The organism is Prevotella sp. Sow4_E9_plate (assembly GCF_052116205.1).
Lineage (GTDB): Bacteria > Bacteroidota > Bacteroidia > Bacteroidales > Bacteroidaceae > Prevotella.
Genome location: NZ_JBQKLN010000015.1, coordinates 56,502 through 83,471 on the forward strand (window position 1 = coordinate 56,502; position 26,970 = coordinate 83,471).

Consider the following 26,970-nt stretch of genomic DNA (forward strand, 5'->3'; position numbering starts at 1 on the left):
TTTAGTCCTCCTTCTTTTCTTCTGAAGTTTCTACCTTTGGAGCGGCAACAGGAGCCTCTGCCTTTGGTGCAGCAACTGGAGCTTCTGCTACAGGAGCAGCCTCAGCAGCTGGCTTTGCCTTCTTAACTGGGAAATTAACTTTTACGAGAGCACCTGTCGGGCATTCGTCAACACACTTGGTACACATGCGGCACTTATTGAAGTCAACATAAGCCACATTGTTTTCTACCGTAATAGCATCAAACTTGCAGACTTTCTGACACTTACCGCATCCGATGCAAGCAACACTACAAGCCTTCTTAGCCACAGCTCCCTTGTCGTGGTTCACGCACTGAACGTAAACACGGCGACCCTTAGGACCCTTCTTACGGAGTTCGATGATATAACGTGGACAAGCCTTGGCGCACGCACCACAACCCGTACACTTCTCCTCATCAACCTCAGGAATACCCGTCTCAGGATTGATAGAGATGGCACCAAACTGGCAAGCAGCCACGCAATCACCACAACCCAGACAGCCGAATCCACAGCCGGTTTCACCAGCGCCACAGGAGTTCATAGCAGCACAAGTATGCAAACCATCATACTCGGCGATGCGAGGACGATGCTCGCAAGAGCCATTACAACGAACCACAGCCACCTTTGCCTCTGTGTTAGCCACAGCCAGACCCAGGAGATCAGCTACCTTGCCCATCACGTCGGCACCACCTACAGGACACATCAGCCCATCGATGCTACCTGCATCAGCACCCTTGACCAGCGCTGCAGCCATACCGGAACATCCGGCAAAACCGCAACCACCACAGTTGGCACCCGGAAGGAGTTCTCCCACCTGTCCCAGTCGAGGGTCTTCTTCGACGGCAAACTTCTTAGATACTCCGAAGAGCACCAACGCTGCAATCAGCGCAATGGCACCGAGTACTAAGACCGCAATCAAAATAAAATTCATAATAATTTGTATTTGTTTTAGTTAATAATCAACAACGTTCGAGTTTAAAACTGAATCGGTTTCTTAACCTGTTGCGCATCAGATAGAGCACAACATAATAAGGGACGAGGATTCCCAGCGCCGAAACGGCAGCCATACCCTCAGAATGGGTAGTAGCAAGAACAGCTATCAAGGTTGCCACCATGGTCACCAGAGGCAAAAGATAACCGTAAAGGCTGGCTCTGTAACCTACGGAAGCGTCAGCCACCACGACAACAGAATCGCCCTTCTGATAAGAAGCAGCGTCAGCCATTCTTATCTCTACCATTTTTTCTTTCATTTCAGAGGCATTGCAGTGGGCAGCCACTTTGCAGGCGCTGCAGGCAGAAGCCTGGAGGATGCGAACTTTCACACATTCTCCCTCTACCCCATCTACGATACCAGTATGTTTTATCTTGTTCATTTGCAAAGTCTAGTTAGCAATTTATTTGGTTGCAAAGGTAGCAAATATTTTAGAAATGACAAACAATTTAAGAAGGTTTTTTAATTAAAAGGGGCGTAAACGTTTTCTTTGTTACTTTTTTTGCCAAACTTCTTTGTTTGTTTCATTTTTTTGTGTACCTTTGCAATAGAAAGATAAAAAACAAGCCTCAAGCTCGCAAAAAGCCAAGGGCTGATAAAAACGTAGATTTATGGAAGTAACAGAACAAATGATTCAACAAGTAGAGCGCTTTATCAGAAAAGTGTCTCAAAAGTTTCCTGTACCAGCGTCTGAAGAAGACACATGTATGCTGACCGATATCCATGTGAGAGTATCACAGGACAGCGGCGAGATGCTTGCCTTTGACGATGACGAGAACGAAATTACCCGCTGTGTTGTTGAGCAATGGATTGACAACAAAGATGAAAACTTCTATGATGAGGTGGCGAAGCTTTTGCGTGACCTCTTGCGCAAGAATGCTGAGACGGTAGACCATCTCGGAATCCTAAAGCCTTACAGCTTCGTCCTGGAAGATGATGAGAAAGAGAATCTGGGAGAACTCTACCTTGCCGATGATGATACCATCATCGTGGGTGGCGACCTGATGGAGAATCTGGATCACGACCTGGATGAATTCCTTGACGACTTGCTTAAGGAATAACTTTCCGAATCAAGGAATCATGACATAAGCATAAAAAAGGAGGGAGGTTCGAAAGCCGCTGCTTCCTTCTCCCTCCCGGGCTAATGATATAAAAACTAATATTGTCTTAATGCACCCAGCAATTCTGCATTCTCACTCTTATTACCGATGGTAATACGAAGGCAGTTGCCACAGAGTTGCACTTTATTTCTATTTCTTACGATGATGCCCTGTGCCACGAGATAATCGTAGATGGCATTGGCATCCGTCACCTTCGCCAGGAAGAAGTTGGCATCCGTAGGATATACCTTCTCGCAGATAGGTAATTCCATGAAGGCTGCCATCACCTTGGAACGTTCCTGCAGGATGTTCTTCACCCATTCATCCACCTTCAGCGGATTCTTCAATACCTCCAAAGCCTGCTCCTGGGTAAGGAGATTCACATTATAAGGATATTTCACCTTATTAAATATATCTACTATTTCCTTGCTGGCAAAAGCCATACCCAGACGAAGGGCTGCACAGCCCCAAGCCTTGCTCATCGTATTCAGGACGATGATGTTTGGGAAATGATCGATCACGCTGCGGAAGGTTCGCTCGGAAGAGAAGTCGCTATATGCCTCGTCTACGATGACGATGCCATCGAACAGGCGCAACACTTCTACGATGGCTTCACGGTTGATGTGGTTGCCCGTAGGATTGTTAGGACTACAGAACCAGATAACCTTGGTATTGTCATCGCAGGCATCAATAATCTTATCGGCTGTCACCTGATAGTTCTCATCAAGCAACACCTCCCGATACTCCACGTCATTGATATCGGCACATACCTGATACATGCCATAGGTTGGAGCAATGGCTACAACATTGTCCTGACCAGGGCGACAGAACACACGGTAAACCAGGTCGATGGCTTCATCAGAGCCATTGCCCAGGAAGATTTTTTCTTCCGCCACACCCTTTATCTTACAGATCTGCTTCTTCAGCTCCACCTGAAGCGGGTCTGGATAGCGATTGTAAGGGTCGTTATATGGATTCTCGTTGGCATCGAGGAATACGCGGGCATTTCTGCCGGCGAATTCTGTTCGAGCGCAACTGTATGGTGCCAGGTTCCAGATGTTCTCCCGGCACAAGTCTTTTAAATCTTTCATACTATCAAACTACTTTAGACTTTTTACTCTCAATCTCATGGCATTGGCATGTGCCTCGAGCTGCTCGTTTTCAGCCATGGTCACCACCGCATCTCCTATGTTACGAATACCTTCTTCAGTAAGATGCTGGAAAGTGATCTTGCGGTTATAGCTGTCGAGATTCACGCCGTTGTAAGCCAAGGCATAGCCATGGGTTGGCAGGGTATGATTGGTACCGCTGGCATAGTCGCCCGCACTCTCACAGGCATAATTGCCCAGGAATACGCTACCGGCATTCACTACCCTTTCAGCCAGCTGCTCATAGTTGGCAGTAGCGATAATCAGATGCTCAGGAGCATAGGTATTGCAGAGATTGATAGCCTCCTCATCATCCTTGACAAGGATAAACTTGGAATTATCCAACGAGGTCTGTGCCATCTCCTTACGTGGCAATCGTTCGAGCTGTGCTTCAACTTCCTTCTTCACCTCCGCCAATACTTTTTCAGAGGTAGTGATGAAGAACACCTGAGAGTCGAAGCCATGTTCTGCCTGAGAAAGCAAGTCGGCAGCTGCGAAAACAGGGTTGGCTGTTTCGTCAGCAATCAGACAAACCTCCGAAGGACCGGCAGGCATATCGATAGCCACATCATGCAATGAAACCTGCTGCTTGGCAGCCATCACGAACTGGTTGCCCGGACCGAAGATTTTATATACCTTAGGCACGCTCTCAGTACCATACGCCATGGCACCGATAGCCTGTACGCCACCCGCCTTGAAAATCTTGCTCACGCCGGCAATCTTAGCCGCCATGAGAATGGCTGGGTTCACCTTACCCTCCTGGTTAGGAGGAGTACAGAGAACAATTTCCTCGCAACCGGCAATCTTGGCAGGAGTAGCAAGCATCAATACGGTAGAGAACAGCGGTGCAGTACCGCCCGGAATATAAAGTCCCACCTTCTGGATGGCAACACTCTTCTGCCAGCAGGTAACGCCAGGGCATGTTTCAACCTTCTCGCCTGCAAACTTCTGGCTCTGATGGAATGCGGCAATGTTATGATGGGCGAGGTGCAAAGCGTCTTTCAGTTCTTGAGAAACCAGTTGCTCAGCCTCTTCGATTTCAGCTTCAGTCACAGCCAAAGAATCGAGATGGGCATGATCAAACATTTCCTCGTAACGCTTCACGGCTTCGTCGCCATGCTTCTTCACATCGTCGAGTACACCCTGTACCGTAGCATTGAGCTTGGATACATCCAGGTGTGGGCGTTTTACTATCTCGCTCCATTCCTCCTTTGCAGGATACTTAATTACCTTCATTCCAATTTAATTAATAATTTATAATGTCTAATTAAGAATTAGACCTGCACATAAACAGTTCCCAACTCCTAATATCTAACTTTCTTACAATATCATCTTCTCAATTGGTGTTACAAGGATGCCCTGTGCACCGAGTTCCTTCAACTTACCGATGATTTCCCAGAAACGCTTCTCATCGAGCACGGTATGGATAGAACACCAGTCATCGTCAGCCAATGGGATGATGGTAGGACTCTTGATACCCGGCAATACCTGGGTAATCTCCTCTACCTTTGCCTTAGGGGCATTCATCATCACGTACTTCTTGTCCTGGGCAGAACGCACAGCCTCGAAGCGGAACAGCATCTCGTTCAGAATCTGATGCTTCTCCTCATCCATTTTCCAGTTGCCGATGAGCAAAGCCTCACTCTTCATCACTACCTCTACCTCGGCAAGGTTGTTGCTTACCAGTGTAGAACCGGAGCTGACGATATCAAAGATACCATCTGCCAGACCGATGCCCGGACTGATCTCTACAGAACCGGTGATGACATGGATGTCGGCATTGATATTATGCTTCTTCATGAAGTTGCGCAGGATGTTAGGGTAAGAGGTGGCAATCTTCTTGCCGTTGAACCACTGTAATCCTGGATATTCTATCTTCTTAGGGATGGCAAGACTCAAGCGGCACTTGCTGAAACCCAGGCGATCGATGATCTGCGCTTTCTCACCACGCTCCACGAACTCGTTCTCGCCCACGATACCGATATCTGCCACACCAGAGGCTACACTCTGAGGAATATCATCATCACGGAGGTAGAGAACCTCGAGTGGGAAATTACTTGCCTGCACCAGAAGTGTGCGCTTGGAGGCACTGACCTTGATGTCTGCCTCTGCTAAAAGATTCATGGTGTCGTCGAACAGACGACCCTTACTTTGTACTGCTATTCGTAACATATTTCTGTATTTTGTCTGAAAAACATTGCAAAAGTACATAAAATTGTTAGAATATGCAAATAATTTAGCACTTATATTTAAAAATTTCGTACTTTTGCAGTCGCAATGAGAAAAAAGTTATATTTATACGCATTTTATGCTCTTATTTTACTGGGAAGTTGCGAAGAAAAGAAACCGCAACAAGAGCTCACGCCGTGGGGAACTCCTATAGGCGAAGTGGAGGGCATGTCTGATGGCGAAGAAGGGGCGGCTGACGAATCAGCCAACAAGAATAAAAGACAGAAGGGCTTCTCGCTGGAGGATATTCAGGAAAACGGTGAGCTGATCATGCTTACCGTGAACGGTCCTACTACCTATTATGATTATCACAACCACGGCATGGGTCTGCAATATCTCCTTTGTGAGAAGTTTGCCCAGCAGATTGGTGTGTCGCTGCGCGTGGAGGAATGTAAGGATACCACCGAGATGATCCAGAAGCTGACCAAGGGAGAAGGTGACATCATCGCCGTTCCCCTATCCCGGAAGCAGACCAAGGGCGACCTGCTCTTCTGTGGTGTGACACCCGACAGTACCCGCACGCAATGGGCTGTGGTAGGCGGCAACAAGAGTCTTGCCGATACACTGAACGGCTGGTTCAAGCCAAAGATGATAGCCGAGACGAAGAAGGAGGAAAACTGGCTGCTTTCTTCTGCCAGCGTTACCCGACATGTCTATTCTCCGTTCCTGAACCGTTCCAAGGGCGTCATCTCCCGTTACGACCATCTCTTCCAGCGATACAGCGGTACGGCAAGAATGGACTGGCGCCTGATGGCGGCACAGTGTTATCAGGAAAGTTGCTTCGACCCGAATGCCAAGTCATGGGCAGGTGCCTGCGGACTGATGCAGATCATGCCTTCTACGGCAGACCATCTGGGATTGCCGATGAGTGCGATACATGATGCAGAATCGAATGTGGCGGCGGCAGCCAAGTATATGGCAGAGTTGCAGGGCCATTTCTCTGACATCGGAGATCCTACACAGCGAGTTCTCTTCGCCCTGGCTGCATACAATGGCGGTTTCCATCATATCCGTGATGCGATGAACCTGACCAGAAAGCATGGTGGCAATCCTTATAACTGGGGACACGTAAGAGAATATGTCCTGCGCCTGGCACAACCGGCTTATTACCGTGATCCGGTTGTGAAATACGGTTTCATGCGTGGTACGGAGACTGCCGACTATGTGGACAGAATCAGAGCACGCTGGAGTGAATACTGCGGTGGTGCCAGCTTCCACGACAGTTATCGTGGTGGCAGCAGAGGCATCGGTGGCGGTGCCTTCCATGGTGCACCGATGAAATCGAAAAGACATTATCAGGGTAAATACCATATATAACATAAAAGGCTTCTGCGTATGTATTCGCAGAAGCCTTTTTTGTATCTATTAAAATAAAATAATTACTTACCCAAAACCTCATCCAACAAGGTGTAGAATGCAGGATCCTCACCTACGATGGTCTTTACAATCTTGCCGTCAGGACCGATGACAATCTTGGTTGGGAAGCCCTGAACAGCATACTTGTCGAGTACATCGCTACCCTTTGGATTATAAACGTGAATCCATGGCAACTGATGCTTCTCAACGGCTGCTTTCCACTTAGCCTCGGTATCATTGCAGTCAACACCCAGAATCTCGAACTTACCCTTATACTTCTCATAGTACTCCTTCATCTTAGGCATACCCTTGATACACCAACCGCACCATGAGCCCCAGAAGTCGATGACAACATACTTGCCACGGAGACTAGAGAATGTAAATGGCTTGCCATTGATGTCGTTCAATGTAAAGTCAGGAGCATCTATACCGGAAGCCTGCAACTTCTTAGCCTTCTCATCAGCCTCTGCACGCTTCTTAGCCATATCAATAAAATACTGATAATAGGCCTTCATTCTTCCATTCTTCACATTCTCAGAGAGCAAGCCCAGAAGTTCCTTCATCTGGTCGTAATCATCCATCTTCTCGAAAAGTGTGGCACATGCCTCGTTATCAGGGTTCTGCTTGACGAAAGCAAAGATTTTCTCCGTTCTAGCCTTCAGCAAAGCAGGCATTTTCTTCTCATACTCATTCATGATGGTCTCACGGTCTTCACCATTCTTCGTGCGAGCATTCAGAGATTCAGAATACTCCTTCAAATCCTTCTCGGCAGACTCCATCATCAAATCAACCTCATGATACTGCTGGTAGAACTTGCTACCGGCAATATCGAAACGGGTAGCGAAATCACCCTTTATTTCAGCCTTCTCGCCTGGCACGCAAGGGAAGTTGAACATCTTTCGTTCCAAACCACGATAGGTCTTCGGTGTCAGGAATGCACGGTTTGACACTTTGGTAAGATTATCAGAATAGGTAAACTTACCATTCTTAACCAAGATGGTATCCATCTTCACATCACGGCCTTTGAACACTATTACAGAATCGGTAGCAAAGTTCTTCAAATCCACTTTCACCTGAAAGTTGCTCTTCTGAGCCATCGCTGCAGTTGATGCCAGCACCAAGGCTGCACTCAAAATCATTTTTTTCATTTTGAATTATGTTTTATCTTTTATATTTCCACAATAACCTTTATCTATACCTTATTATATAGGTATCCTTATTCCTCATACTCTGTGGTATCCTCGATACCCGCCTCAGCCAGTGCCTCCTTGCGCTCCACACAGGTACCGCATTTTCCGCAATGCTTCTCGCCACCCTTGTAGCAGCTCCAGGTCTCGGCATAATCGATACCGAGTTTCTTACCGATGGCAGCAATCTCGCCCTTGGTGATGTTGGTATAAGGAGCCACCACGCGAACATCTACGAAGGTGCCAGCCTCGGCAGCCTCATCGATAGCCTTGATAAACTCCGGACGACAGTCCGGATAGATGGTATGATCACCGCCATGATTAGCAATAAACACCTTCTTCAGATTGTTGCTCTCAGCAATACCAATGGCAATGCTCAACATGATACCGTTGCGGAAAGGCACCACGGTAGACTTCATGTTGTCGGCAGCATAATGTCCCTCAGGAATTGCATCCGCACCTTCCAGGAGCGAACTCTTGAAATACTGGTGCATGAATCCCAGATCGATGGTGATATGCTTGATTCCCAATCTCTCACAATGCATCTTGGCGAAAGGAATCTCCCGCTCGTTATGATTGCTTCCATAGTTGAAACTGATACCCAGGGCTATCTCGTCCTTCTTGTCATAGAGCAGGGTAATACTATCCATACCGCCGCTCACAATAATTACAGAATCCTTCATTTACTTTGAACTTATTATTTATAAAATCAGATTATATTTATAAATTCAGACTATACACTAACATCTGCGTAATCCGCGAAATCTGCGTGAGATCTTCACCCGAACAGGCAGCGGAACGCCTCTTCCACTTTCCTTACGGGATGAATCTCTATCTGATACTTCTGATGGTCGAAACCATGATAGTTGTATTTCGGAATGATGATGTGCTGGAAGCCGAGTTTCTCAGCCTCTGCTATGCGCTGTTCGATACGGCTTACCGGACGAACCTCACCACTCAGTCCTACTTCGCCTGCCATGCACCACCCCTGCTCTATCGCCGTATCCACATTACTGCTCAATACCGCAGCCAGCACACTCAGGTCCATCGCAGGGTCAGTAACCCTCAATCCTCCGGCAATATTCAGGAACACATCCTCCTGCATCAGCTTGAAGCCTACCCGCTTTTCCAACACCGCCAGGAGCATGTTCAGTCTTCGCTGGTCAAAACCCGTAGCCGAACGCTGTGGAGTTCCGTATGCAGCCGTACTCACGAGAGCCTGCGTTTCTACCAGAAACGGACGCACACCCTCGATGGCTGCACTGATGGCTACACCCGAAAGTCCGTCATGATCCTCTGTAAGAAGCAGTTCCGACGGATTGCTCACCTGTCTCAATCCTCCCTGCAGCATCTCATAGATACCCAGTTCCGAAGTACTTCCGAATCGGTTCTTGATGCTTCGCAGGATGCGATACATATAATGCTGGTCACCCTCAAACTGGATGACGGTATCCACGATATGCTCCAATATCTTAGGTCCCGCCAAGGTTCCCTCCTTATTGATATGACCTATCAGGATAACCGGAATGCCACTGGTCTTGGCAAAACGGAGAAGATGGGCTGCACATTCACGGACCTGAGATACCGAACCCGGAGAGCTGTCCACCTCTTCGGTAGCGATGGTCTGGATAGAGTCGATGACGATGAATTCCGGAGCCACCTCCTGGATATGAGAGAAGATTTTCTCCAGCTGCGTTTCACAGAGTATCGTGATATGATCGAAGGGATTAACCACTTCCTCACCCCTCAACAGCGCCTGTCCCTTTGCCAGTCGGTCGGCACGCAACTTAATCTGATGGGCACTCTCCTCACCGCTGACATAGAGAATACGGCGGTCGGTCATATTCAGGATGGTCTGCAGGGTAAGCGTACTCTTGCCGATACCCGGTTCACCACCCAGCAGGGTGATGCTTCCCGGTACCATACCGCCACCCAATACGCGGTTCAACTCCTCATCGCGCATATCGATGCGAGGCTCATCAATGGCAGAGATGTCGCGCAACTTCATCGGCTTGGCATCATTGTCACTATGCTGACCGCCGAACATGGTAGCAGCACCGCCATGTCTCATAGTCATGCCGGCATTCTTAGCCGCCTGCGAGCCACTATCGCCCGCAATGCGAATCTCCTTGAAAGTGTTCCATTGTCCGCAACTAGGGCATTTACCCATCCACTTGGAACTTTCCTGTCCACAGTTGCTACAAACGTATGCTATTTTATCCTTTGCCATAAATGTAACATTTATTCGTGCAAAAGTACAGCATTTTTTTCAAGTGACACAACTTTTTTATTTTATTTAAGGTAAAAAACGGGATGTAGGGATTTTCCCCCACCCATTTAGGGAAAAACCTTACCCCGAGAACGAAAATAGCCCTATCTTTGCACCAGAAATAAGAAACAAGAGTATAAACAATTTTAAAATATACGATTATGAAGAAGTTTATCATAGCACTTGTAGCAATGTTCACCATGACATTCACTACTGCATCAGCAATGAGTTACGAACAGGCACGCCAGCAGGCTCTCTTCCTGACTGACAAGATGGCTTACGAGCTGAACCTGACAGATGATCAGTACGAGGCAGCTTATGAGGTGAACCTCGACTATCTGATGGGCATCAATACTTATGATGACCTGTATGGCGTATACTGGCGCCAGCGTAATCTCGACCTGAGCTATATCCTGCTCGACTGGCAGTTTCGCGCTTTCTGCAATGCCACCTACTTCTATCGTCCTCTCTACTGGGACGGAGGTTACTGGCATTTCGGAATCTACGCACGTTACCCTCGCCGCGACTACTTCTTCTTCGGTAGACCACACTTCTACGTTAGCTATAGAGGCGACCACTGCTGGAGAGTGAACGGCGGAAGAAGCTGGTATCACGGACGTGCATACGGCAGACCATTCGCTGGCGGTCAGCCACGCATGGGAATGAGAGACAGTTTCAACCGTGGTGATTACGGCCGCGGACAGTCATTCGGCAACATGCAGCGCCAAAGCAGCACCCGCACCACAGTAACCAGAGACCGCAACTTCGGCAACGGTTCGTTCAATAACGGTCGTATAGAAAGCAACCGCAACAATAATGGCGGTGGCACATTCGGTGGAGGAACCTTCGGAAGCAGAAACAACAGCCGTTCTAACATGAGCCGCGATTTCACCCCACGTTCTACAACTCCAAACAGCAGTTCGTTTGGTGGTAACCGTTCATTCGGTGGCAGCAACCGCTCATTCAACAGCGGAAGCAACAACAGAAGCAATAGCCGTTCATTCAACAGCGGCAGCAGCAACCGTTCATTCGGAGGAGGCGGCACATCCCGTTCATTCGGAGGTGGTGGTTCTCACAGCAATGGCGGAAGCAAAAGCGGTGGCGGTAGCTTCGGTGGCAGAAGATAATATGAAACGTTACAACTCAGCACCCATGGAAGCCCTATGGGTGCTGAGTATACGCTATGAGATGGAAAACTATCTCTTCAAGGCGATATTATAATTGTCATACTGGGTATTGCCCGTAATATCTTCCACCACCTGGATGAATGGAGGGAAGTTTACATTCTCATGCTGAGCTATTCCCTTGGTTTCCAGTATCATCAGGTCGTGAACTGGCTGCTCGAAGGAATCCAGTTCGAAGTACTGTCCCTTCCAGATAAAGCTCTTACGGTGCTTGCGGATGGTGGCACGGTAAGGGTCTGCCTGCTGAAGCATCGATTCATAGAGATTAGCATTGATCTGACGCTCTGTCTCAATCTGCTCCTTATCCGAAATACGCTTCTTGGAAGTATGAACGTAAACATATTTACCACCCTCAAAACTACGGCGACGGAGACGGATTTCACTACCCGGCTCACCCGAAAGATAGGTCTGGACAATATCGCTGTCAATGGCATTAGGCACCTCGCCCACCAGTTTCACGATATATTTGCGCTCCTCCTCTATCGGCTGAGGAATGCCCAGGACATTGCTTATCTCCTTCAATACGCGATTGAGTTTGTTCTCGAAATCCTCATGGTTGTTGATGACACGGAGATGAGGATGACCCTTCCAGGCAGAAACGATCTTCTTATCCAGTTCACGGGCTATCTGAAGACCAGCCTCATCAGCCTTCTCCAATCGCTGCGCATTATTGGCGGTGGTATAGAACTGCTCTGCTCCATCGGCAGCACTCACGAGATGAAGCACTGCATCATAACGCTCACGCAACTGGGTGTTGCTGTATCCCTGCTCAGAGATGATGCGGTTCCAGAAATCTTCAGAAAGATAAGTAGAAATATCCATCGTACCACGATCGCAAACGATGATGACCGGCTGGTCCAAAGTCTCTGCCATACGGGAAAAGCTATCCTCTAACCCTATCTGAGTCAGGAAGGTAGCCTTCTCACCCTCAAAAAAGAACTTCTCGTTTTTGGTAAGATAATTCATACCCGACTGGGTGAACATGGTTGGTACTTCTGGAATGGTAAATACCTTATAGCCAAGGCTTGTGAAATGCTCTATCACCTTGACCAATGCAGTGGTCTTTCCCGCACACGGACCACCCGTAAGTACAATCTTCTTAATTGTATTCATATTATTTGTTTTTATTCGTCTGATTAGATGCAACCATCTTGCTTATGTTCTATTCTGGGTGCAAAGATAGCAATAAAATCTTAAAGATAGAAAAAAAACGGTTCTTTATTTTGTAATCTAACCGAAATATAGTAACTTTGCATAATCTATGGATAAGAATTATTAAACTAAAGGAAATAAATGGAAAAAGTAAAGACATTAATCATAGGTAGTGGACCTGCAGGATATACTGCAGCCATCTATGCAGGTAGAGCCGACCTCAAACCTGTTCTCTATTCGGGTATGCAACCTGGTGGACAGCTTACCATCACCACCGTAGTAGAAAACTTCCCAGGCTACCCTAACGGTGTAGACGGAACCCAGATGATGATGGACATGAAGGAGCAGGCTGCAAGATTCGGTGCTGACCTGAGAGACGGAAGCATCGAGAAGGTAGACTTCAGTTCACGCCCTTATCACCTGACAGATGAGCGAGGAAATGAGATTGAGGCTGATACCGTAATCATCGCAACAGGTGCTTCTGCCAAATATCTGGGTCTGCCGGACGAAGAGAAATACCGTGGACAGGGCGTTTCGGCATGTGCTACCTGCGACGGCTTCTTCTACCGCAAGCGTACTGTTGCCGTAGTAGGTGGTGGTGATACAGCCTGCGAGGAAGCACTCTATCTCTCCAGTCTTGCCAAGAAGGTTTACATGATTGTCCGCAAGCCTTATCTGCGTGCGGCAGAAATCATGCAGCAGCGCGTGAAGGAAAAGGAGAATATCGAAATTCTCTTCGAAACCAATACCTTAGGTCTTTTCGGAGAGAACGGTGTGGAGGGTGCTCATCTCGTTCGTCATAAGGGCGAAGCCAACGAGGAGGAGTTCGACATCGCCATCGACGGTTTCTTCCTGGCTATCGGCCATAAGCCTAATTCCGACCTTTTCAAGGATTATCTTGAATTGGACGAGCAGGGTTTCATCAAGGTTATCCCAGGTACGGCAAGCACTAAGCTGCCAGGCATCTTTGCAGCCGGTGACGTTGCCGACCCAGTTTACCGTCAGGGAATCGTTGCAGCAGGTTCAGGAGCCAAAGCAGCCATCGAAGCAGACAGATACCTTCAAACATTATAGGTATTGGGCAGGTGAAAGTATAATTAAATTAAAAAAAATCGTCTATATTTTGTCAGGTGCAAAAATAATCGTACTTTTGCATCTGATAATGACGAAGGAAGATTGGCAGAGTGACCGAATGCGCTGGACTCGAAATCCGGTATACCCTCTTTCGGGTATCGGGGGTTTGAATCCCTCATCTTCCGCAACATTCGTTTTTTTCAGATAATAAGTAAAACCAACATGAAAAAATTTATCATCCCTATAATGATGCTTCTTCCTCTTACTATGCAAGCACAGACTGTGCTTACAGAGCAACAGCAGTTGGAAGAAGCCCAGAAACAATTGGAAGCTGCCAAGAAGGCACTGCAGATAGCTAAGATGAAGGCGGAAGCAGCTCGTCTGAAGGCGCAGACCGACAGTCTGAACCAGGAAGCTGCCAAGGCGGAAGCTGAAGCCAAGCAGATGGAAGCCAAGAAAGCAGAAATCAAGCAGGCTGAAGCCCAGAAAGCTGAAGCAGAACCTGCTCCAAACCTCCCGAAGGAAGAAGCTGTCACCAAGGGTGGATGGGCAATTCCTACCACGGTAGCCAAGAAGAAGGAAGATGCAAAGCCTGTGCTGATGGCAAACGGTGTGGAGCTCAAGGAAGATCCTAAGTATCTGGAAGGAGCTGTCAAGCTGAACCAGGAGGGCAAGGTGGAATTCACCCTTGATACGGATGCCAACGGCAAGACAGCCAAGCAGATCTACGACATCGTATACGAATATATGAGCGACCTGACACAGTCGGATGAAAATATCGGCAGCAGAGTGGCGTTGGTGAACCCTAGCGAATACATCATCGCCAACAGCATGGACGAATGGCTCGTATTCAGCAGTTCCTTCATCTCACTCGACCGTTCAGAGTTCAAGTATCAGCTCGTTGCCAAAATCGCAGACAATCATCTGAATCTCAGTCTTCTCCGCATCTCATACAACTATGAGGAAGACAGACCGACAGGATTCAAGGCTCCTGCTGAGAAGGTGATTACCGACAAGGTGGCACTGACCAAGAAAAAGAACGACCTGGCAAAGATATTCGGTAAGTTCCGCAAAAAGACTATCGACAGAAAAGACCAGATTTTCAGTGAGATAACAGCATTGGTTAAAAAATAACATCAATTCAAATCATGACAGAAGAAAATAACAGCATACAGACAGAACAGGCAGAAAACAGCAAGCAGCAGGAACAGCCAAAGAACAGCTATGCCGTGCGTCCGGATCACAGACATCACCGCCGACTAGCCTACAGCGACCAGAACAATATGTTGCAGTTACGCAACTACCTCAACATCGCATTCATGCTCCTGGCTATCATCGGCGTTGTTATCTGGACCCAACTGGACGACTATCACACATTGGCAGCAATCGTACTGATTCTTGGTGTGGCAATCAAGATTGCAGAAGTTTGCATCCGACTATTCAAAAAATAACAGCTGGTTTCCAAACATCCAGAAAGATTACAGCCAGTTCCGAACATTCAGAAAGATAATGAAGAAATCAATATTAACGATGATACTATTTTGTGCTGCAACTCTCACAGTTGCGGCACAAAACGATTTTAACAATAACGAAGATTCACAGTTCAGACCACAGACCAGCAACCGGGTGAACACAGACTCGCTCGGTTCGGACAAGGAAATACCAAAGGGTATCAAGGTGTGGACCATAGACGAAAGATTCGGAGACAGGACGGAAGCTCCCGTCGACACACTGCAGCACCTGTATATGAACTCTACATTCAACGAGGGACTATATGGACAGTATAACACACTGGGCAACATGGGTACTGCAAGAATCAACCGTATCTTCATCGACCGACGTACGAAGGGTAACTTCATGTTCACGGAACCATACGACAACATCGTAACGCCCGTGAGCGACTTCCATTTCACCAACACCTACTCTCCTATCACCAACGTGACGCTGAACAGTTGTGGTGACCGCACCAACGGAGAAGACGACTTCAAGGCTATCTTTGCAGTGAATGCCAACAAACAGTTGGGTGGTGGATTCCGTTTCGACTACAAATACGGCAGAGGATACTACAATGCACAGAGTACTTCCCACTTCAAGTACACCATGTGGACCTCTTATCTGGGCGACAGATATCAGGCACACTTCCTCTTCAGTACCAATCACCAGAAGGTGACCGAGAACGGAGGTATCACCAATGATGACTATATCAAGCATCCGGAACAATATACCGATGATTTCGCCAGCAATGAAATCCCTACCGTACTGGAGGAGAACTGGAACAGAAATGACAACCAGCATATCTTCCTGAGTCACCGATACAGTTTCGGCTTCAATCGCAAGGTAAAAATGACCGAGGAAGAAATCAAGGCCAAGAAATTCGCCATGGAATCGGCCAAGGAAAACGCTGCGGAAGATGCCAAGGAGGAAGCCAGGAAACAGGCCAAGAAAAGCGGAAAGAAATTCGACGAGAAGGCTTTCGACAAGAAACAGAAGGCCCAGTTCTCGGGAAGACCGGACAATGCCAAGATTGCCGGAGACGAACCTGCAAAAAATGAGAATGGTAAGGATGACAGCAACCGTATCGCCGTGAACGGAAAGGCGGCTGCCGACAGTCTGATGGCCATCGAAAAGAAAAAACAGGAGGATTCGCTGTGGTACAAGAACGAGTATGTGCCGGTTACAAGTATCATACATACCGTGAAGTTTGACAATTACAAACGTATCTACATGGCATACAAGACTCCTGCCGACTATTATCTAGAAGAATACTATACCGCAGGCAGACTGCAGGGTGACTCCATCTACGACCAGACCAAGCACTGGCACATGAAGAATACCCTGGCACTGGCTACACTGGAAGGATTCAGCAAGTGGGCAAAGGCTGGTATCAAGGCTTTCGCCAGCTATGACCTGCGCCACTATACCCTGCCTGACAAGGAAGGCGGATTCGAGAAATTCAACGAGCATGCACTGAGCGTGGGTGGACAGTTGAGTAAGCAACAGGGTAAGACGCTGCACTATAATGCCACAGCTGAGATTGGCTTGACAGGTGTAGACGCCGGTACCCTCGCCATCGACGGTAACCTGGATGTCAACATCCCATTCCTCGGAGATACCGTTCAGGTAAGAGGCGATGCGTTCTTCCACCGGGAGACACCATCCTTCTACTACCGTAAATATCATGCACGTCATGCATGGTGGGATGATGACCTTGAGAAGACTATCCATACCCGCATCATGGGTACATTGAGATATAACAAGACCAACACGACCTTGCGTGTGGCTGTAGACGAGATCAAGAACTATACTTATTTCTCACAGTCATACAACGTGACAGAAGATTTCCTTCGCACTGGCGTTGTGGTGACACCGATGCAGGAAAGTTCAGGCATCAATCTGCTGACAGCCCAACTGGAACAGAACTTCAAGTTCGGCATCTTCCATTGGGAGAACCAGATTACCTATCAGAACTCCAGCAACAAGAGTGCACTTCCGGTGCCAGCACTCAATGTATACAGCAACCTCTATATCAAGGTAAACATTGCCAAGGTACTGAAAATAGACATGGGTACCGACGTACGCTACTTTACAAGCTACGAAGCCCCAGACTATTCTCCATACGTGGGCATGTATACCGTGCAGGGTAATGGCGAGAACAACGTGAAGGTAGGCAACTACCCTATCATCAACGTATATGCCAATGCACATCTCAAGCATACCCGCTTTTTCATCATGATGAGCCACATCAATGCCGGCAAGGGTGACAAGAATTATTTCTTCACCCCTCATTATCCTATGAACGCAAGCGTGATGAGAATCGGTGTAAGCTGGAACTTCTTCAACTAGTATATTTAAATAATTGTAAGGAGTGAGTCTTATCGCTCACTCCTTACATAAAATTCCCTAATCTATGGTTAAAACTAATTCTCTCAAAGCATGGTTTCTGGCAGCCCGTCCGGTTACTCTGACGGCAGCTGCTGTTCCCGTAATGCTGGGTGTAGCCCTGGCATACAAGGATTCCAGCACCCATTGTCAATGGATTCCAGCCCTGCTCTGCCTACTCTTTGCCTGGGTGATGCAGATAGATTCCAACCTGGTGAACGACTTCTTCGACTTCAAGCATGGCAACGATGACGAGACGAGACTCGGTCCAAAACGCGCCTGTGCCGAAGGCTGGATTACGATGAAAGCAATGAAATGGGGCATCATCCTCACTACCCTCCTGGGGTGCGCCATCGGACTGCCACTCGCCTTTTACGGAGGAAAGGAGATGATCATCGTAGGCATCTGCTGTGTGCTATTCTGCTTCCTCTATACCACCAAATTGAGTTATCTGGGATTGGGTGACCTGCTGGTGCTGGTCTTCTTCGGCATCGTACCGGTCTGCTGCACCTACTACCTGGTGATGCCGGAAGGAATGCAGGGAGTATCCGGCGAAGCCATACTGACTTCCATCGCCTGCGGACTGGTAGTAGATACGCTGCTCATCCTGAACAACTATCGCGACCACGACAACGACCTCAAGGCGGGCAAGAAGACGCTGATTGTTCACATCGGGAAGAAAAACGGTGAACGACTCTACTGCGCACTGGGCAACATCGGCATCCTCATCATGATAGGAATCAACATCTACGGTGCCCTTGCCTACGATGCAGATTCGAAGTTCTTGCCTTTTGCTGCTGTATGCCTTGTGCAGCACAACCGAACATACGCCAAGATGAGGAAGATAGGAGAAGGAAGAATGCTGAACAAGGTGCTGGGTTATACTGCGCTCAACATCTTCACCTTCGGTATCATCTCTACTTTCATCATCATTGGAATGATTTAATTATATAATGTACGCGCGTACATTATTATACATATAAAGAAGAAAAAATATGAAGCAACAAGTAAATCTCGAAATCATGCAGTTTGTGGAAACACAGATTCTGCCCAAATATACGGAGTTTGGTGAGAGCCACGGATTGCGCCACGTGACCCGTGTAATCAAAAACGCCCTGAAACTCGTACCTGTAACACATGCCGACATCGACATGGTTTATATCGTTGCCGCCTACCACGACTTAGGAATGAGCGGTCCGCGCGCCATCCATCACATCACGAGCGGAAAAATTCTCCAGGCTGATGCCAGACTGAAACGCTGGTTTACTCCCGAACAGATCAAGATCATGAAGGAAGCAGTGGAGGATCATCGTGCTTCATCCAGCAGACAGCCACGAAGCATCTATGGGAAAATCGTTGCCGAAGCAGACAGAGACATCGAGGTACACGAGATTTTCCTTCGCGCCATTGAATACGGAAAAGAGAACTATCCAGAGAAAAACAAGGAAGAACAGTGGGAAAGATTCTCTGAACACATGGAAGAGAAGTATTCCAGAAACGGATACATCAAACTATGGATTCCGAACTCCCCCAACGAGAAAGCACTGAAGGAACTGAGAAACATCATCGAACACAAAAGCATGCTCAGAAAGGAATTCGAAAAGATATACGACGCAATAGAGAACAGGAAACCATAATAACTATTTGGGCAGAACAAAAGATTTTTAGAAAAAAACAGCATAAAGATTTGGTAGTTTCAAAAGATTACACTATCTTTGCATCATAGAAAAACGAAAGACTTCTATCGATAGATGATAGCATAAGCTACGTCTAGTCGAAAAAATATAAGGGTCGTGTCGGTTCGATCGGGATACTCATCAAATTACACTTATGAAACCGAGAAGACTTCTCTTGCCAATGGCGGGCCACATAAACTGACATGTCAACTAAGCTGCAAAGCCGGTGGATTACAAAAGCGGAGAGCTCTCAAATGTTACTGACATTCGGAGTTTCATCACATCATCGAGCGGCCCTTTCCTTTTAAAAAGCAGATTTCCTTAGTTGGAAATCTGCTTTTTTCGTATTATCTAAAATTTATTTTGCTCATAAACCTCAAAAATACGTTCTTCACACTCGTTTTAAACTTACATCAGACTTACCACATTTTATACTTTTATCTACATTTTACACCCAAACTCCATTTTAAAAGATAAAAAGTAAAAAAATGGGTGCCTGAGAATGAGAGGGTTACGAAAAAAGTGATTTTTTATTTAAAAATAATCGCTGAAAAATTTGGTAGAACCGAAAAAAAGTAGTACCTTTGCAACCGCATTTGAGAACGATGCTTGTTGATTCGGTAACGATTTCCGACTGGAAGGTTGGGTGAGTGGCTGAAACCAGCAGTTTGCTAAACTGCCGTGCGGGTAACCGTACCGGGGGTTCGAATCCCCCACCTTCCGCAAGCTGACTTCTAAAAATGTACCGTTGGTCGATTCATCTAATGGTTAGGATACAAGATTCTCAATCTTGGCATAGGGGTTCGATTCCCCTATCGACTACAACACAGCAAACAGCATAGCAATATGCAAAGAATAACAGGTCGATTCATCTAATGGTTAGGATACAAGATTCTCAATCTTGGCATAGGGGTTCGATTCCCCTATCGACTACAGTGTTTTCATGTATTAGTTAGATTGTTTAAGCTTGCATTCAGTCCTTCAGAGACTATTGCAAGTTATTTTTTTGTCCTTTTGTTTGGTAGTCTCCCCTATTTGCCGTATCTTTGCAAAGACAAAAAGATTCAGCACAAACGCATTTTAAAACATGAAAAAAGATAACTCCATCATTTCATCCAGCATCAAAGCGATGATGATAGGCTGCATACTCATCCTGACAGCTCAACTACCAGGTAAAGCTCAGCACAACATCATACACAACAAACGCATTGCTTCACTCCAGGTGGTAGCCGGAACAGACTGGCTCAGCATGCCTATCACCCAACTGGGCGGCAATGCCATCAACATAGACTTTGACGACATGACCCACGATTATCATCGCTACACCTACAAAATCACCCATTGCGATGCCGACTGGCAGGAATCGGAAGGAATCTTTGATACCGACTATCTGCAGGGATTCAATGGAGAACTGACGATTGACGACAATGAGCAGTCGTTCAATACCAACCACCTATACACCCATTACCACCTGACTATCCCCAACGAGAACTGCCGGATCACGATGAGCGGAAACTATAAACTGACCGTTTACGATGACAACGCAGAAGAGGGAGAAAACACAATGTTTACGGCATGCTTCATGATCGTAGACCCCAAGATAAAGGTAGACCTAGCCTACTCTTCCAATACCGACATCGACAACAACAGACAGCATCAGCAGGTGAGGATGACGGCCGACTACAGGAATATCCACGTTACAGCACCCGGCGAACAGATTAAAACCGTGGTACTGCAAAACGGAAGATGGGACAATGCCGCAGTGAACGCAAAACCCGACTATCTCAGCGCAGAACAGATGAGCTGGATACACAACAGACAACTCATATTCAAGGGCGGAAACGAATACCACAAGTTTGAAATGCTGGACCTAGACCACCCGACCATGGGTATCGAGCGAATCAGCTGGGACGGAAAGGACTATCACGCCTACGCCACTCCCGACGAACCCAGACCCAGCTACGTATACGACGAAAGCGGACAAGGAGCCTTCTACATCCGCAACAGCAACAACATAAGCAACAACAGCCAAAGTGACTACGCCATCGTCCACTTCACCCTGAAGGCTCCCCGCCAGGAAGGAGCAGTATACCTGAACGGTTTCTGGACCCAAGATTCATTTACCCCAGAATACCAGATGGAATATGACGAAAGCAGCCATTGCTATCATGCACAGGTGAAACTGAAACAAGGCTATTACAGCTACCAGTACCTGGTTTTAAGAAATGATGGAAGCACAAGACACGTATCAACAGACGGTGACTTCTATCAGACAGCCAACAGATATGATGCACTGATATACTATAGGGGAACCACAGACCGAAGCGACCAGCTGCTAGGATGGAAAAGCATCCAATAGAGAGGCGGACAATCTTAAAAGGATTAAAAAGAATGCCGGATAATGCCCTAATTAGTTAAATCTTCATAAAACCATATTCTTTAGGAAAGCAATATTCGTTTATATCGAAGATAATTTGTAATTTTGCACTCCGAATGCTCATGGATTGGGCAAATGTTACAGAAAAGTTTAGTTCGTTGGGGCTCGGTCAAGATCCGGCACGAAGCAGGACGCCTCGCGGAAAAACCCGTTTATATAAATAATTAAATGTACGCAATTGTAGAAATTAACGGTCAGCAGTTCAAGGCTGAGGAGGGCAAGAAGCTCTTCGTACATCACATCAAGGATGTTGAGGCAGGTCAGACTGTTGAGTTCGACAAGGTTTTGCTCGTTGACAAAGACGGCGCAATCACTGTCGGTGCACCAGCTGTAGAGGGTGCAAAAGTAGTAGTAGAAGTAGTGAACCCACTCGTAAAGGGTGACAAGGTAATCGTCTTCAAGATGAAGCGCCGCAAGGACTATCGCAAGAAGAACGGTCATCGTGCTCAGTTCACTGAAGTATCAATCAAATCTGTAATCGCTTAAAATTAGGAGGAATTAGAAAATGGCACATAAGAAAGGTGTTGGTAGTTCTAAGAACGGCCGTGAATCAGCTTCACAAAGATTAGGCGTTAAGATCTGGGGTGGTCAGAGCATCATCGCAGGTAACATCATCGTTCGCCAGCGTGGTAACAAGCACTTCCCAGGTGAGAATGTAGCTCAGGGTAAGGATGATACATTGTATGCTTTGACAGACGGTATCGTTTACTTCCACAAGGGCCGCAAGGACAAGAGTACAGTTTCTGTTCTCTCTCCAGAGGTTTACGCTGAGAAGACCAAAAAAGCTGACGCTTAATTTTTAAAGTTTTAGAAAAAACTATTCCAAACAAACAACATAGAAGCCTGCTCATACCTAGAGCAGGCTTTCTTCGTTTATATAAGTTTTTATTTTATGAGAGATGATAATCGTTTTACTTATATTAGCGCCATAAGTCCGTGTAATCCGTGCCTTATCTATATTCTAAGAAGCTTACACCTCACCCCTTTCTAAGCTCCTTAACCCTGTAAAACCACAAAAAAACTTTAATTCTACCCTTCCCTGTAAAAAAGTCAGCATTTTTTTGCGTTATCACAAATATTTTTTGTACTTTTGCCTACAAATAGTAAATAATTAAATAAAAAGACATTATATGCTTACACTTAAACTCATCAGTGAAGAAACTGAACGTGTAGTTAAAGGTCTTGAAAAGAAGCATTTTCCAAATGCTCGTGAGGCCGTAGAGAAAGTTTTGGAGTACGACAAGATTCGTCGTGAAGCTCAGCAGAAGCTGGATAACAACAAGCAGCAGGCTAACCAGTTTGCCAAGCAGATTGGTGCCCTTATGAAGGAAGGTAAGAAAGAGGAAGCTGAGAGCGCAAAGGCTCAGGTAGCTATGCTCAAGGCTGACGCTAAGGCTCTGGAAGAGATCATGGAGAAAGCACAGAACGATATGACCAATCAGCTGCTCGAAATCCCTAACATCCCTTGTGAACTGGTTCCTGAGGGTAAGGATGCGGCTGACAACGTGGTCGTAAAAGAAGGTGGCGAAAAGCCAAACCTCGGTGAGGATGCACTCTGCCACTGGGATCTCCTGAAGAAGTACAACCTCGTGGATTTCGACCTCGGTGTGAAGATTACCGGTGCCGGTTTCCCTGTATATATCGGCAAGATGGCTCGTTTCCAGCGTGCGCTTGAGGCATTCTTCCTCGATGAGGCTCGCAAGAGCGGATATCTGGAGATTCAGCCTCCTTACGTAGTAAACGAGGATTCTGGTCGTGGCACAGGTCAGTTGCCAGACAAGGAGGGTCAGATGTATCACGCAAATCTCGACAACCTCTTCCTCATCCCTACTGCTGAGGTTCCTGTAACCAACATCTTCCGTGATGTCATCCTCGATGAGAAGGATCTCCCTATCAAGCGCTGTGCTTACTCTGCCTGCTTCCGTCGTGAGGCTGGTAGCTACGGTAAGGATGTTCGCGGCTTGAACCGCTTGCACCAGTTTGACAAGGTAGAGATTGTACGCATCGATAAGCCAGGTCACTCTTACGAGAGTCTGAACGAGATGCTCGACCACGTAGAGGGGCTGCTGAAGAAACTGGAGTTGCCATACCACATTCTCCGTCTCTGCGGTGGTGATATGAGCTTCACCTCTTCTATCTGCTACGACTTCGAGACCTGGAGTGCAGCTCAGGGTCGCTGGTTGGAGGTTTCATCAGTATCTAACTTCGAGAGCTATCAGGCAAACCGTCTCCACTGCCGCTATCGCCATGCAGAGGACAAGAAGATTGAACTTTGCCACACCTTGAACGGTTCTGCTCTCGCCTTGCCACGTATCGTTGCAACCATCCTGGAGAACAACCAGACACCAGAGGGTATCCGCGTGCCTAAGGTATTGGTTCCTTACTGCGGATTCGAGATGCTTGATGACAAAAATTTCGATTAATTTGAAGTATCGGTAAGACTTTCAGTTTTTCTCGATTATACAAAACATTCGAAAAACAAAAATAACATATATTGTACGAGGATAACTTCGACTGCCACAAAGGTAGCCGATGTTATCCTTTTGCATTTTTATGTACCATGAAGCAAACTCTAAACAGCGAACCAGAAATATTAATATATCAGCATTAAGAAATTTAATAGCCCATGAACAAGATTATCAAGAAAGTACAATACTCAGAGAAAGTATTCCGCTTCGATGTAGAAGCACCGCTTATAGCCAAGAGCCGAAAGGCAGGTAACTTTGTTATCATCCGTGTAGACAACAACAGCGAGCGTATGCCGCTGACCATCGCTGATGCTGACATTGAGAAAGGAACCATCACACTGGTTGTGCAGAAGGTAGGTCTTTCATCTACCAAACTCTGTGCCCTAAATGAAGGTGATGAAATTCACGATGTGGTGGGACCACTTGGAAATCCTACACATATCGAGAACTTCGGTACCGTCATCTGTGCCGGTGGTGGCGTAGGCGTAGCTCCTATGCTCCCTATCATCAAGGCGCTGAAAGCCGCAGGAAACAGAGTCCTTTCCGTAATTGCGGGTAGGAACAAAGACCTCGTGATTATGGAAGATGAAGTGCGTGCATCTAGCGATGAGCTCATCATCATGACCGACGACGGCAGCTACGGCGAGAAGGGTGTTGTTACCGTGGGTATCGAAAAGCTCATCAATCAGGAGCATATCGACAAGGTATTCGCCATCGGTCCTCCTATCATGATGAAGTTCTGCTGTCTCTTGACCCAGAAATATAATCTTTCCACAGACGTTTCGCTCAATACCATCATGGTGGATGGAACCGGTATGTGCGGTGCCTGCCGCCTGACTATCGGTGGCAAGACCAAGTTTGTCTGCATCGACGGTCCTGAGTTTGACGGCGCCCAGGTAGACTGGGACGAGATGTTCAAGCGCATGGGAACCTTCAAGGACGTAGAGCGCGAGGAGATGGAACACTTCGAGGAACATCTGGCTACCATAGATGCCGAAAAGAAGAAGGAGTCCACAGACATAACAATGGACGTAGAGCCAACAGATGCATCCATCGAAGAGCTGACAGACCGCAACGCCGAGTGGCGAAAGGAATTGCGTGCTTCCATGAAAGCCAAGGAACGTACGGCTATCGAGCGTGTGAAGATGCCGGAACTCGACCCAGTATATCGTGCAACTACCCGTACGGAAGAGGTGAACATCGGTCTGACCAAGGAGATGGCATTGACCGAGGCAAAGCGCTGCCTCGACTGTCCTAAGCCTACCTGTATGGAAGGCTGTCCGGTAAGCATCAACATTCCTTCATTCATCAAGAATATTGAGCGCGGTCAGTTCCTGGCTGCTGCAAAGGTTCTGAAGAACACCTCTGCCCTACCTGCTGTCTGCGGACGTGTCTGCCCACAGGAGAAACAGTGTGAAAGCAAGTGTGTGCATCTCAAGATGAACGAGCCGGCAGTGGCTATCGGATATCTGGAGCGTTTTGCAGCCGACTATGAACGTCAGAGTGGCAACATTTCAGTTCCTCAATGCGATGAAGCCAACGGAATCAAAGTTGCCGTTATCGGTTCAGGTCCTTCCGGTCTGAGCTTTGCTGGCGATATGGCAAAGAAGGGATTCGAAGTCACCGTATTCGAGGCTCTGCACGAGATAGGTGGTGTATTGAAATATGGTATCCCAGAGTTCCGATTGCCTAATGCCATCGTAGACGTAGAGATTGAGAATCTTCAGAAGATGGGCGTGAAATTCATCACCGACTGCATCGTAGGCAAGACCATCTCTGTAAAAGACCTGGAAAAACAGGGATTTAAGGGCATCTTTGTGGGTTCGGGAGCAGGTTTGCCTAACTTCATGAATATCCCTGGTGAGAATGCCTTGAACATCATGTCTTCTAACGAGTATCTTACCCGTGTAAACCTGATGGATGCCGCCAATCCTCATACCGATACCCCTATCAACCTGGGTAAGAAGGTAGTTGTTGTGGGCGGAGGAAACACTGCGATGGACAGTTGCCGTACAGCCAAGCGTCTGGGAGCCGAGGTAACATTGGTTTATCGCCGTTCTGAAGCAGAGATGCCAGCCCGTCTTGAGGAAGTCAAGCATGCCAAGGAAGAAGGCATCAACTTCATGACTCTCCATAATCCTAAGGAGTATGAAGCTGACGAGAAGGGCGCTGTGAAGTCTGTTGTCCTCGACGTCATGCAGCTGGGAGAACCTGATGCCAGCGGTCGCCGTCATCCGGAAGCTACAGGCGAGACCGTGACATTGGAATGCGACCAGGTGATTGTTGCAGTGGGTGTAAGTCCTAACCCTCTTGTTCCTCAGAGTATTGAAGGATTGGAGCTCGGCAGAAAGAACACTATCGCCGTAAACGAGCAGATGCAGAGTTCCATCAAAGAAATCTACGCTGGTGGTGATATCGTCCGTGGTGGTGCTACAGTAATTCTTGCCATGGGTGACGGTAGAAAGGCTGCACTGAATATGAGTGAAAGACTCTTGAAAAGATAAACAAGCAAAAGATAGCGTGTTATAAGTCTAGATAAAAGTTGGCGCATAACAGTTGACTACCGCATGCACATCAGTTGGTGTGCGAGCGCACAACAGCTGATATGCGAGCGCACAACAGCTGTTGTGCGGCCAGAGATACTAACTTTCTCACAAACATTGACTATCTTTTCCGAAAACATATCTATAACAATAGTTCGTTAATAATTCAATAATGTGCTAAGCAGCTATACGCTGTAAGCACGAGAGATCTTTGAAAATCTTGCTAATTAAAGTTCGGTTCGGGGTGTACCCACTTGCT

23 protein-coding genes and 4 tRNA genes are annotated in these 26,970 nt (G+C 47.1%); 18 read left to right on the plus strand and 9 right to left on the minus strand.

The genetic code is table 11. The features are described from left to right. Position 1: 1 nt before the first annotated feature. Both ACTQ53_RS07900 and ACTQ53_RS07905 read right to left on the minus strand, forming a co-directional pair. Positions 2-949: a Fe-S cluster domain-containing protein gene (locus ACTQ53_RS07900; protein ID WP_441932670.1), complete on the minus strand. Its 948-nt coding sequence runs from the start codon at positions 947-949 to the stop codon at positions 2-4. Between the two features lie 28 nt (positions 950-977). Further along, positions 978-1,391: a SoxR reducing system RseC family protein gene (locus ACTQ53_RS07905; RefSeq protein WP_153121766.1), complete on the minus strand. Its 414-nt coding sequence runs from the start codon at positions 1,389-1,391 to the stop codon at positions 978-980. Positions 1,392-1,620: 229 nt separating this feature from the next. Between ACTQ53_RS07905 and ACTQ53_RS07910 the strand changes: the two genes are divergently transcribed. Further along, the gene (locus ACTQ53_RS07910) at positions 1,621-2,070 is read left to right on the plus strand and encodes a hypothetical protein (RefSeq protein WP_153121767.1); all 450 of its coding nucleotides are present in this window, start codon (positions 1,621-1,623) and stop codon (positions 2,068-2,070) included. Positions 2,071-2,165: 95 nt separating this feature from the next. Here the strand turns inward: ACTQ53_RS07910 and hisC are convergent, their stop codons facing one another. The 3 genes from hisC to hisG all read right to left on the minus strand — a co-directional run bounded on the left by hisC (position 2,166) and on the right by hisG (position 5,429). After that, entirely contained in the window at positions 2,166-3,200 is a 1,035-nt protein-coding gene (gene hisC, locus ACTQ53_RS07915) for a histidinol-phosphate transaminase (RefSeq protein WP_441932671.1), read from the minus strand. 9 nt (positions 3,201-3,209) lie between these two features. Beyond that, positions 3,210-4,493, minus strand: a complete 1,284-nt coding sequence (hisD, locus tag ACTQ53_RS07920; protein WP_294968255.1) for a histidinol dehydrogenase — start codon at positions 4,491-4,493, stop codon at positions 3,210-3,212. An 84-nt stretch (positions 4,494-4,577) separates the two neighbouring features. Next, positions 4,578-5,429 (minus strand): ATP phosphoribosyltransferase, encoded by an 852-nt coding sequence (gene hisG, locus ACTQ53_RS07925; RefSeq protein WP_294968252.1) that lies wholly within the window; start codon positions 5,427-5,429, stop codon positions 4,578-4,580. Positions 5,430-5,534: 105 nt separating this feature from the next. Here hisG and ACTQ53_RS07930 point away from each other — a divergent pair, with 105 nt between their 5' ends. Next, positions 5,535-6,803: a transglycosylase SLT domain-containing protein gene (locus tag ACTQ53_RS07930; protein WP_295346705.1), complete on the plus strand. Its 1,269-nt coding sequence runs from the start codon at positions 5,535-5,537 to the stop codon at positions 6,801-6,803. A gap of 62 nt (positions 6,804-6,865) precedes the next feature. On the opposite strand, the gene ACTQ53_RS07935 is transcribed toward ACTQ53_RS07930, so the two are convergent. The 3 genes from ACTQ53_RS07935 to radA all read right to left on the minus strand — a co-directional run bounded on the left by ACTQ53_RS07935 (position 6,866) and on the right by radA (position 10,259). Continuing rightward, positions 6,866-7,990, minus strand: a complete 1,125-nt coding sequence (locus ACTQ53_RS07935) for a redoxin domain-containing protein (protein WP_441932672.1) — start codon at positions 7,988-7,990, stop codon at positions 6,866-6,868. A gap of 68 nt (positions 7,991-8,058) precedes the next feature. After that, positions 8,059-8,712: a 7-cyano-7-deazaguanine synthase QueC gene (gene queC, locus ACTQ53_RS07940; protein WP_153121774.1), complete on the minus strand. Its 654-nt coding sequence runs from the start codon at positions 8,710-8,712 to the stop codon at positions 8,059-8,061. 95 nt (positions 8,713-8,807) lie between these two features. Then, the gene (radA, locus tag ACTQ53_RS07945) at positions 8,808-10,259 is read right to left on the minus strand and encodes a DNA repair protein RadA (RefSeq protein WP_441932673.1); all 1,452 of its coding nucleotides are present in this window, start codon (positions 10,257-10,259) and stop codon (positions 8,808-8,810) included. A 200-nt stretch (positions 10,260-10,459) separates the two neighbouring features. Here radA and ACTQ53_RS07950 point away from each other — a divergent pair, with 200 nt between their 5' ends. After that, positions 10,460-11,425 carry a hypothetical protein gene (locus ACTQ53_RS07950; RefSeq protein ID WP_441932674.1) on the plus strand — a complete coding sequence of 322 codons (966 nt, stop codon included), beginning with the start codon at positions 10,460-10,462 and terminating at the stop codon, positions 11,423-11,425. A 69-nt stretch (positions 11,426-11,494) separates the two neighbouring features. Here ACTQ53_RS07950 and ACTQ53_RS07955 read toward each other — a convergent pair whose 3' ends face one another. Then, positions 11,495-12,595, minus strand: coding sequence for an AAA family ATPase (locus ACTQ53_RS07955; protein ID WP_218416560.1), 1,101 nt, complete (start codon positions 12,593-12,595; stop codon positions 11,495-11,497). 180 nt (positions 12,596-12,775) lie between these two features. Here ACTQ53_RS07955 and trxB point away from each other — a divergent pair, with 180 nt between their 5' ends. The 15 genes from trxB to ACTQ53_RS08030 all read left to right on the plus strand — a co-directional run bounded on the left by trxB (position 12,776) and on the right by ACTQ53_RS08030 (position 26,672). Next, a complete protein-coding gene (gene trxB / locus ACTQ53_RS07960) occupies positions 12,776-13,708 on the plus strand; it encodes a thioredoxin-disulfide reductase (RefSeq protein WP_294968230.1) in 933 nt (310 codons plus the stop codon). 96 nt (positions 13,709-13,804) lie between these two features. After that, positions 13,805-13,893 (plus strand) — tRNA-Ser (locus ACTQ53_RS07965). Between the two features lie 37 nt (positions 13,894-13,930). Beyond that, positions 13,931-14,842: a DUF4468 domain-containing protein gene (locus ACTQ53_RS07970; RefSeq protein ID WP_294968227.1), complete on the plus strand. Its 912-nt coding sequence runs from the start codon at positions 13,931-13,933 to the stop codon at positions 14,840-14,842. Positions 14,843-14,856: 14 nt separating this feature from the next. Next, positions 14,857-15,159, plus strand: coding sequence for a mechanosensitive ion channel protein MscS (locus ACTQ53_RS07975; RefSeq protein ID WP_294968224.1), 303 nt, complete (start codon positions 14,857-14,859; stop codon positions 15,157-15,159). A 58-nt stretch (positions 15,160-15,217) separates the two neighbouring features. After that, positions 15,218-17,551 (plus strand): putative porin, encoded by a 2,334-nt coding sequence (locus tag ACTQ53_RS07980; RefSeq protein ID WP_441932675.1) that lies wholly within the window; start codon positions 15,218-15,220, stop codon positions 17,549-17,551. Between the two features lie 64 nt (positions 17,552-17,615). After that, the gene (menA, locus tag ACTQ53_RS07985; RefSeq protein ID WP_441932676.1) at positions 17,616-18,533 is read left to right on the plus strand and encodes a 1,4-dihydroxy-2-naphthoate octaprenyltransferase; all 918 of its coding nucleotides are present in this window, start codon (positions 17,616-17,618) and stop codon (positions 18,531-18,533) included. Positions 18,534-18,582: 49 nt separating this feature from the next. Continuing rightward, complete coding sequence (locus tag ACTQ53_RS07990; RefSeq protein ID WP_294968216.1) at positions 18,583-19,224, plus strand: HD domain-containing protein; 642 nt, start codon at positions 18,583-18,585, stop codon at positions 19,222-19,224. A 675-nt stretch (positions 19,225-19,899) separates the two neighbouring features. Next, a tRNA-Ser gene (locus ACTQ53_RS07995) sits at positions 19,900-19,986 on the plus strand. 27 nt (positions 19,987-20,013) lie between these two features. Beyond that, positions 20,014-20,085: transfer RNA gene (locus tag ACTQ53_RS08000), tRNA-Glu, on the plus strand. 39 nt (positions 20,086-20,124) lie between these two features. Next, positions 20,125-20,196: transfer RNA gene (locus ACTQ53_RS08005), tRNA-Glu, on the plus strand. A 154-nt stretch (positions 20,197-20,350) separates the two neighbouring features. Then, complete coding sequence (locus ACTQ53_RS08010) at positions 20,351-21,622, plus strand: type IX secretion system plug protein (RefSeq protein ID WP_441932677.1); 1,272 nt, start codon at positions 20,351-20,353, stop codon at positions 21,620-21,622. Positions 21,623-21,868: 246 nt separating this feature from the next. Continuing rightward, a complete protein-coding gene (gene rplU, locus ACTQ53_RS08015; RefSeq protein WP_089543391.1) occupies positions 21,869-22,186 on the plus strand; it encodes a 50S ribosomal protein L21 in 318 nt (105 codons plus the stop codon). Between the two features lie 19 nt (positions 22,187-22,205). Beyond that, positions 22,206-22,496, plus strand: coding sequence for a 50S ribosomal protein L27 (gene rpmA, locus ACTQ53_RS08020; protein WP_118116983.1), 291 nt, complete (start codon positions 22,206-22,208; stop codon positions 22,494-22,496). A 334-nt stretch (positions 22,497-22,830) separates the two neighbouring features. After that, on the plus strand, positions 22,831-24,123 hold the full coding sequence (gene serS, locus ACTQ53_RS08025; RefSeq protein ID WP_153123549.1) for a serine--tRNA ligase: 1,293 nt from the start codon (positions 22,831-22,833) through the stop codon (positions 24,121-24,123). Between the two features lie 203 nt (positions 24,124-24,326). Continuing rightward, the gene (locus ACTQ53_RS08030) at positions 24,327-26,672 is read left to right on the plus strand and encodes a bifunctional dihydroorotate dehydrogenase B NAD binding subunit/NADPH-dependent glutamate synthase (RefSeq protein ID WP_441932678.1); all 2,346 of its coding nucleotides are present in this window, start codon (positions 24,327-24,329) and stop codon (positions 26,670-26,672) included. The last annotated feature ends 298 nt before the right edge of the window (positions 26,673-26,970 follow it).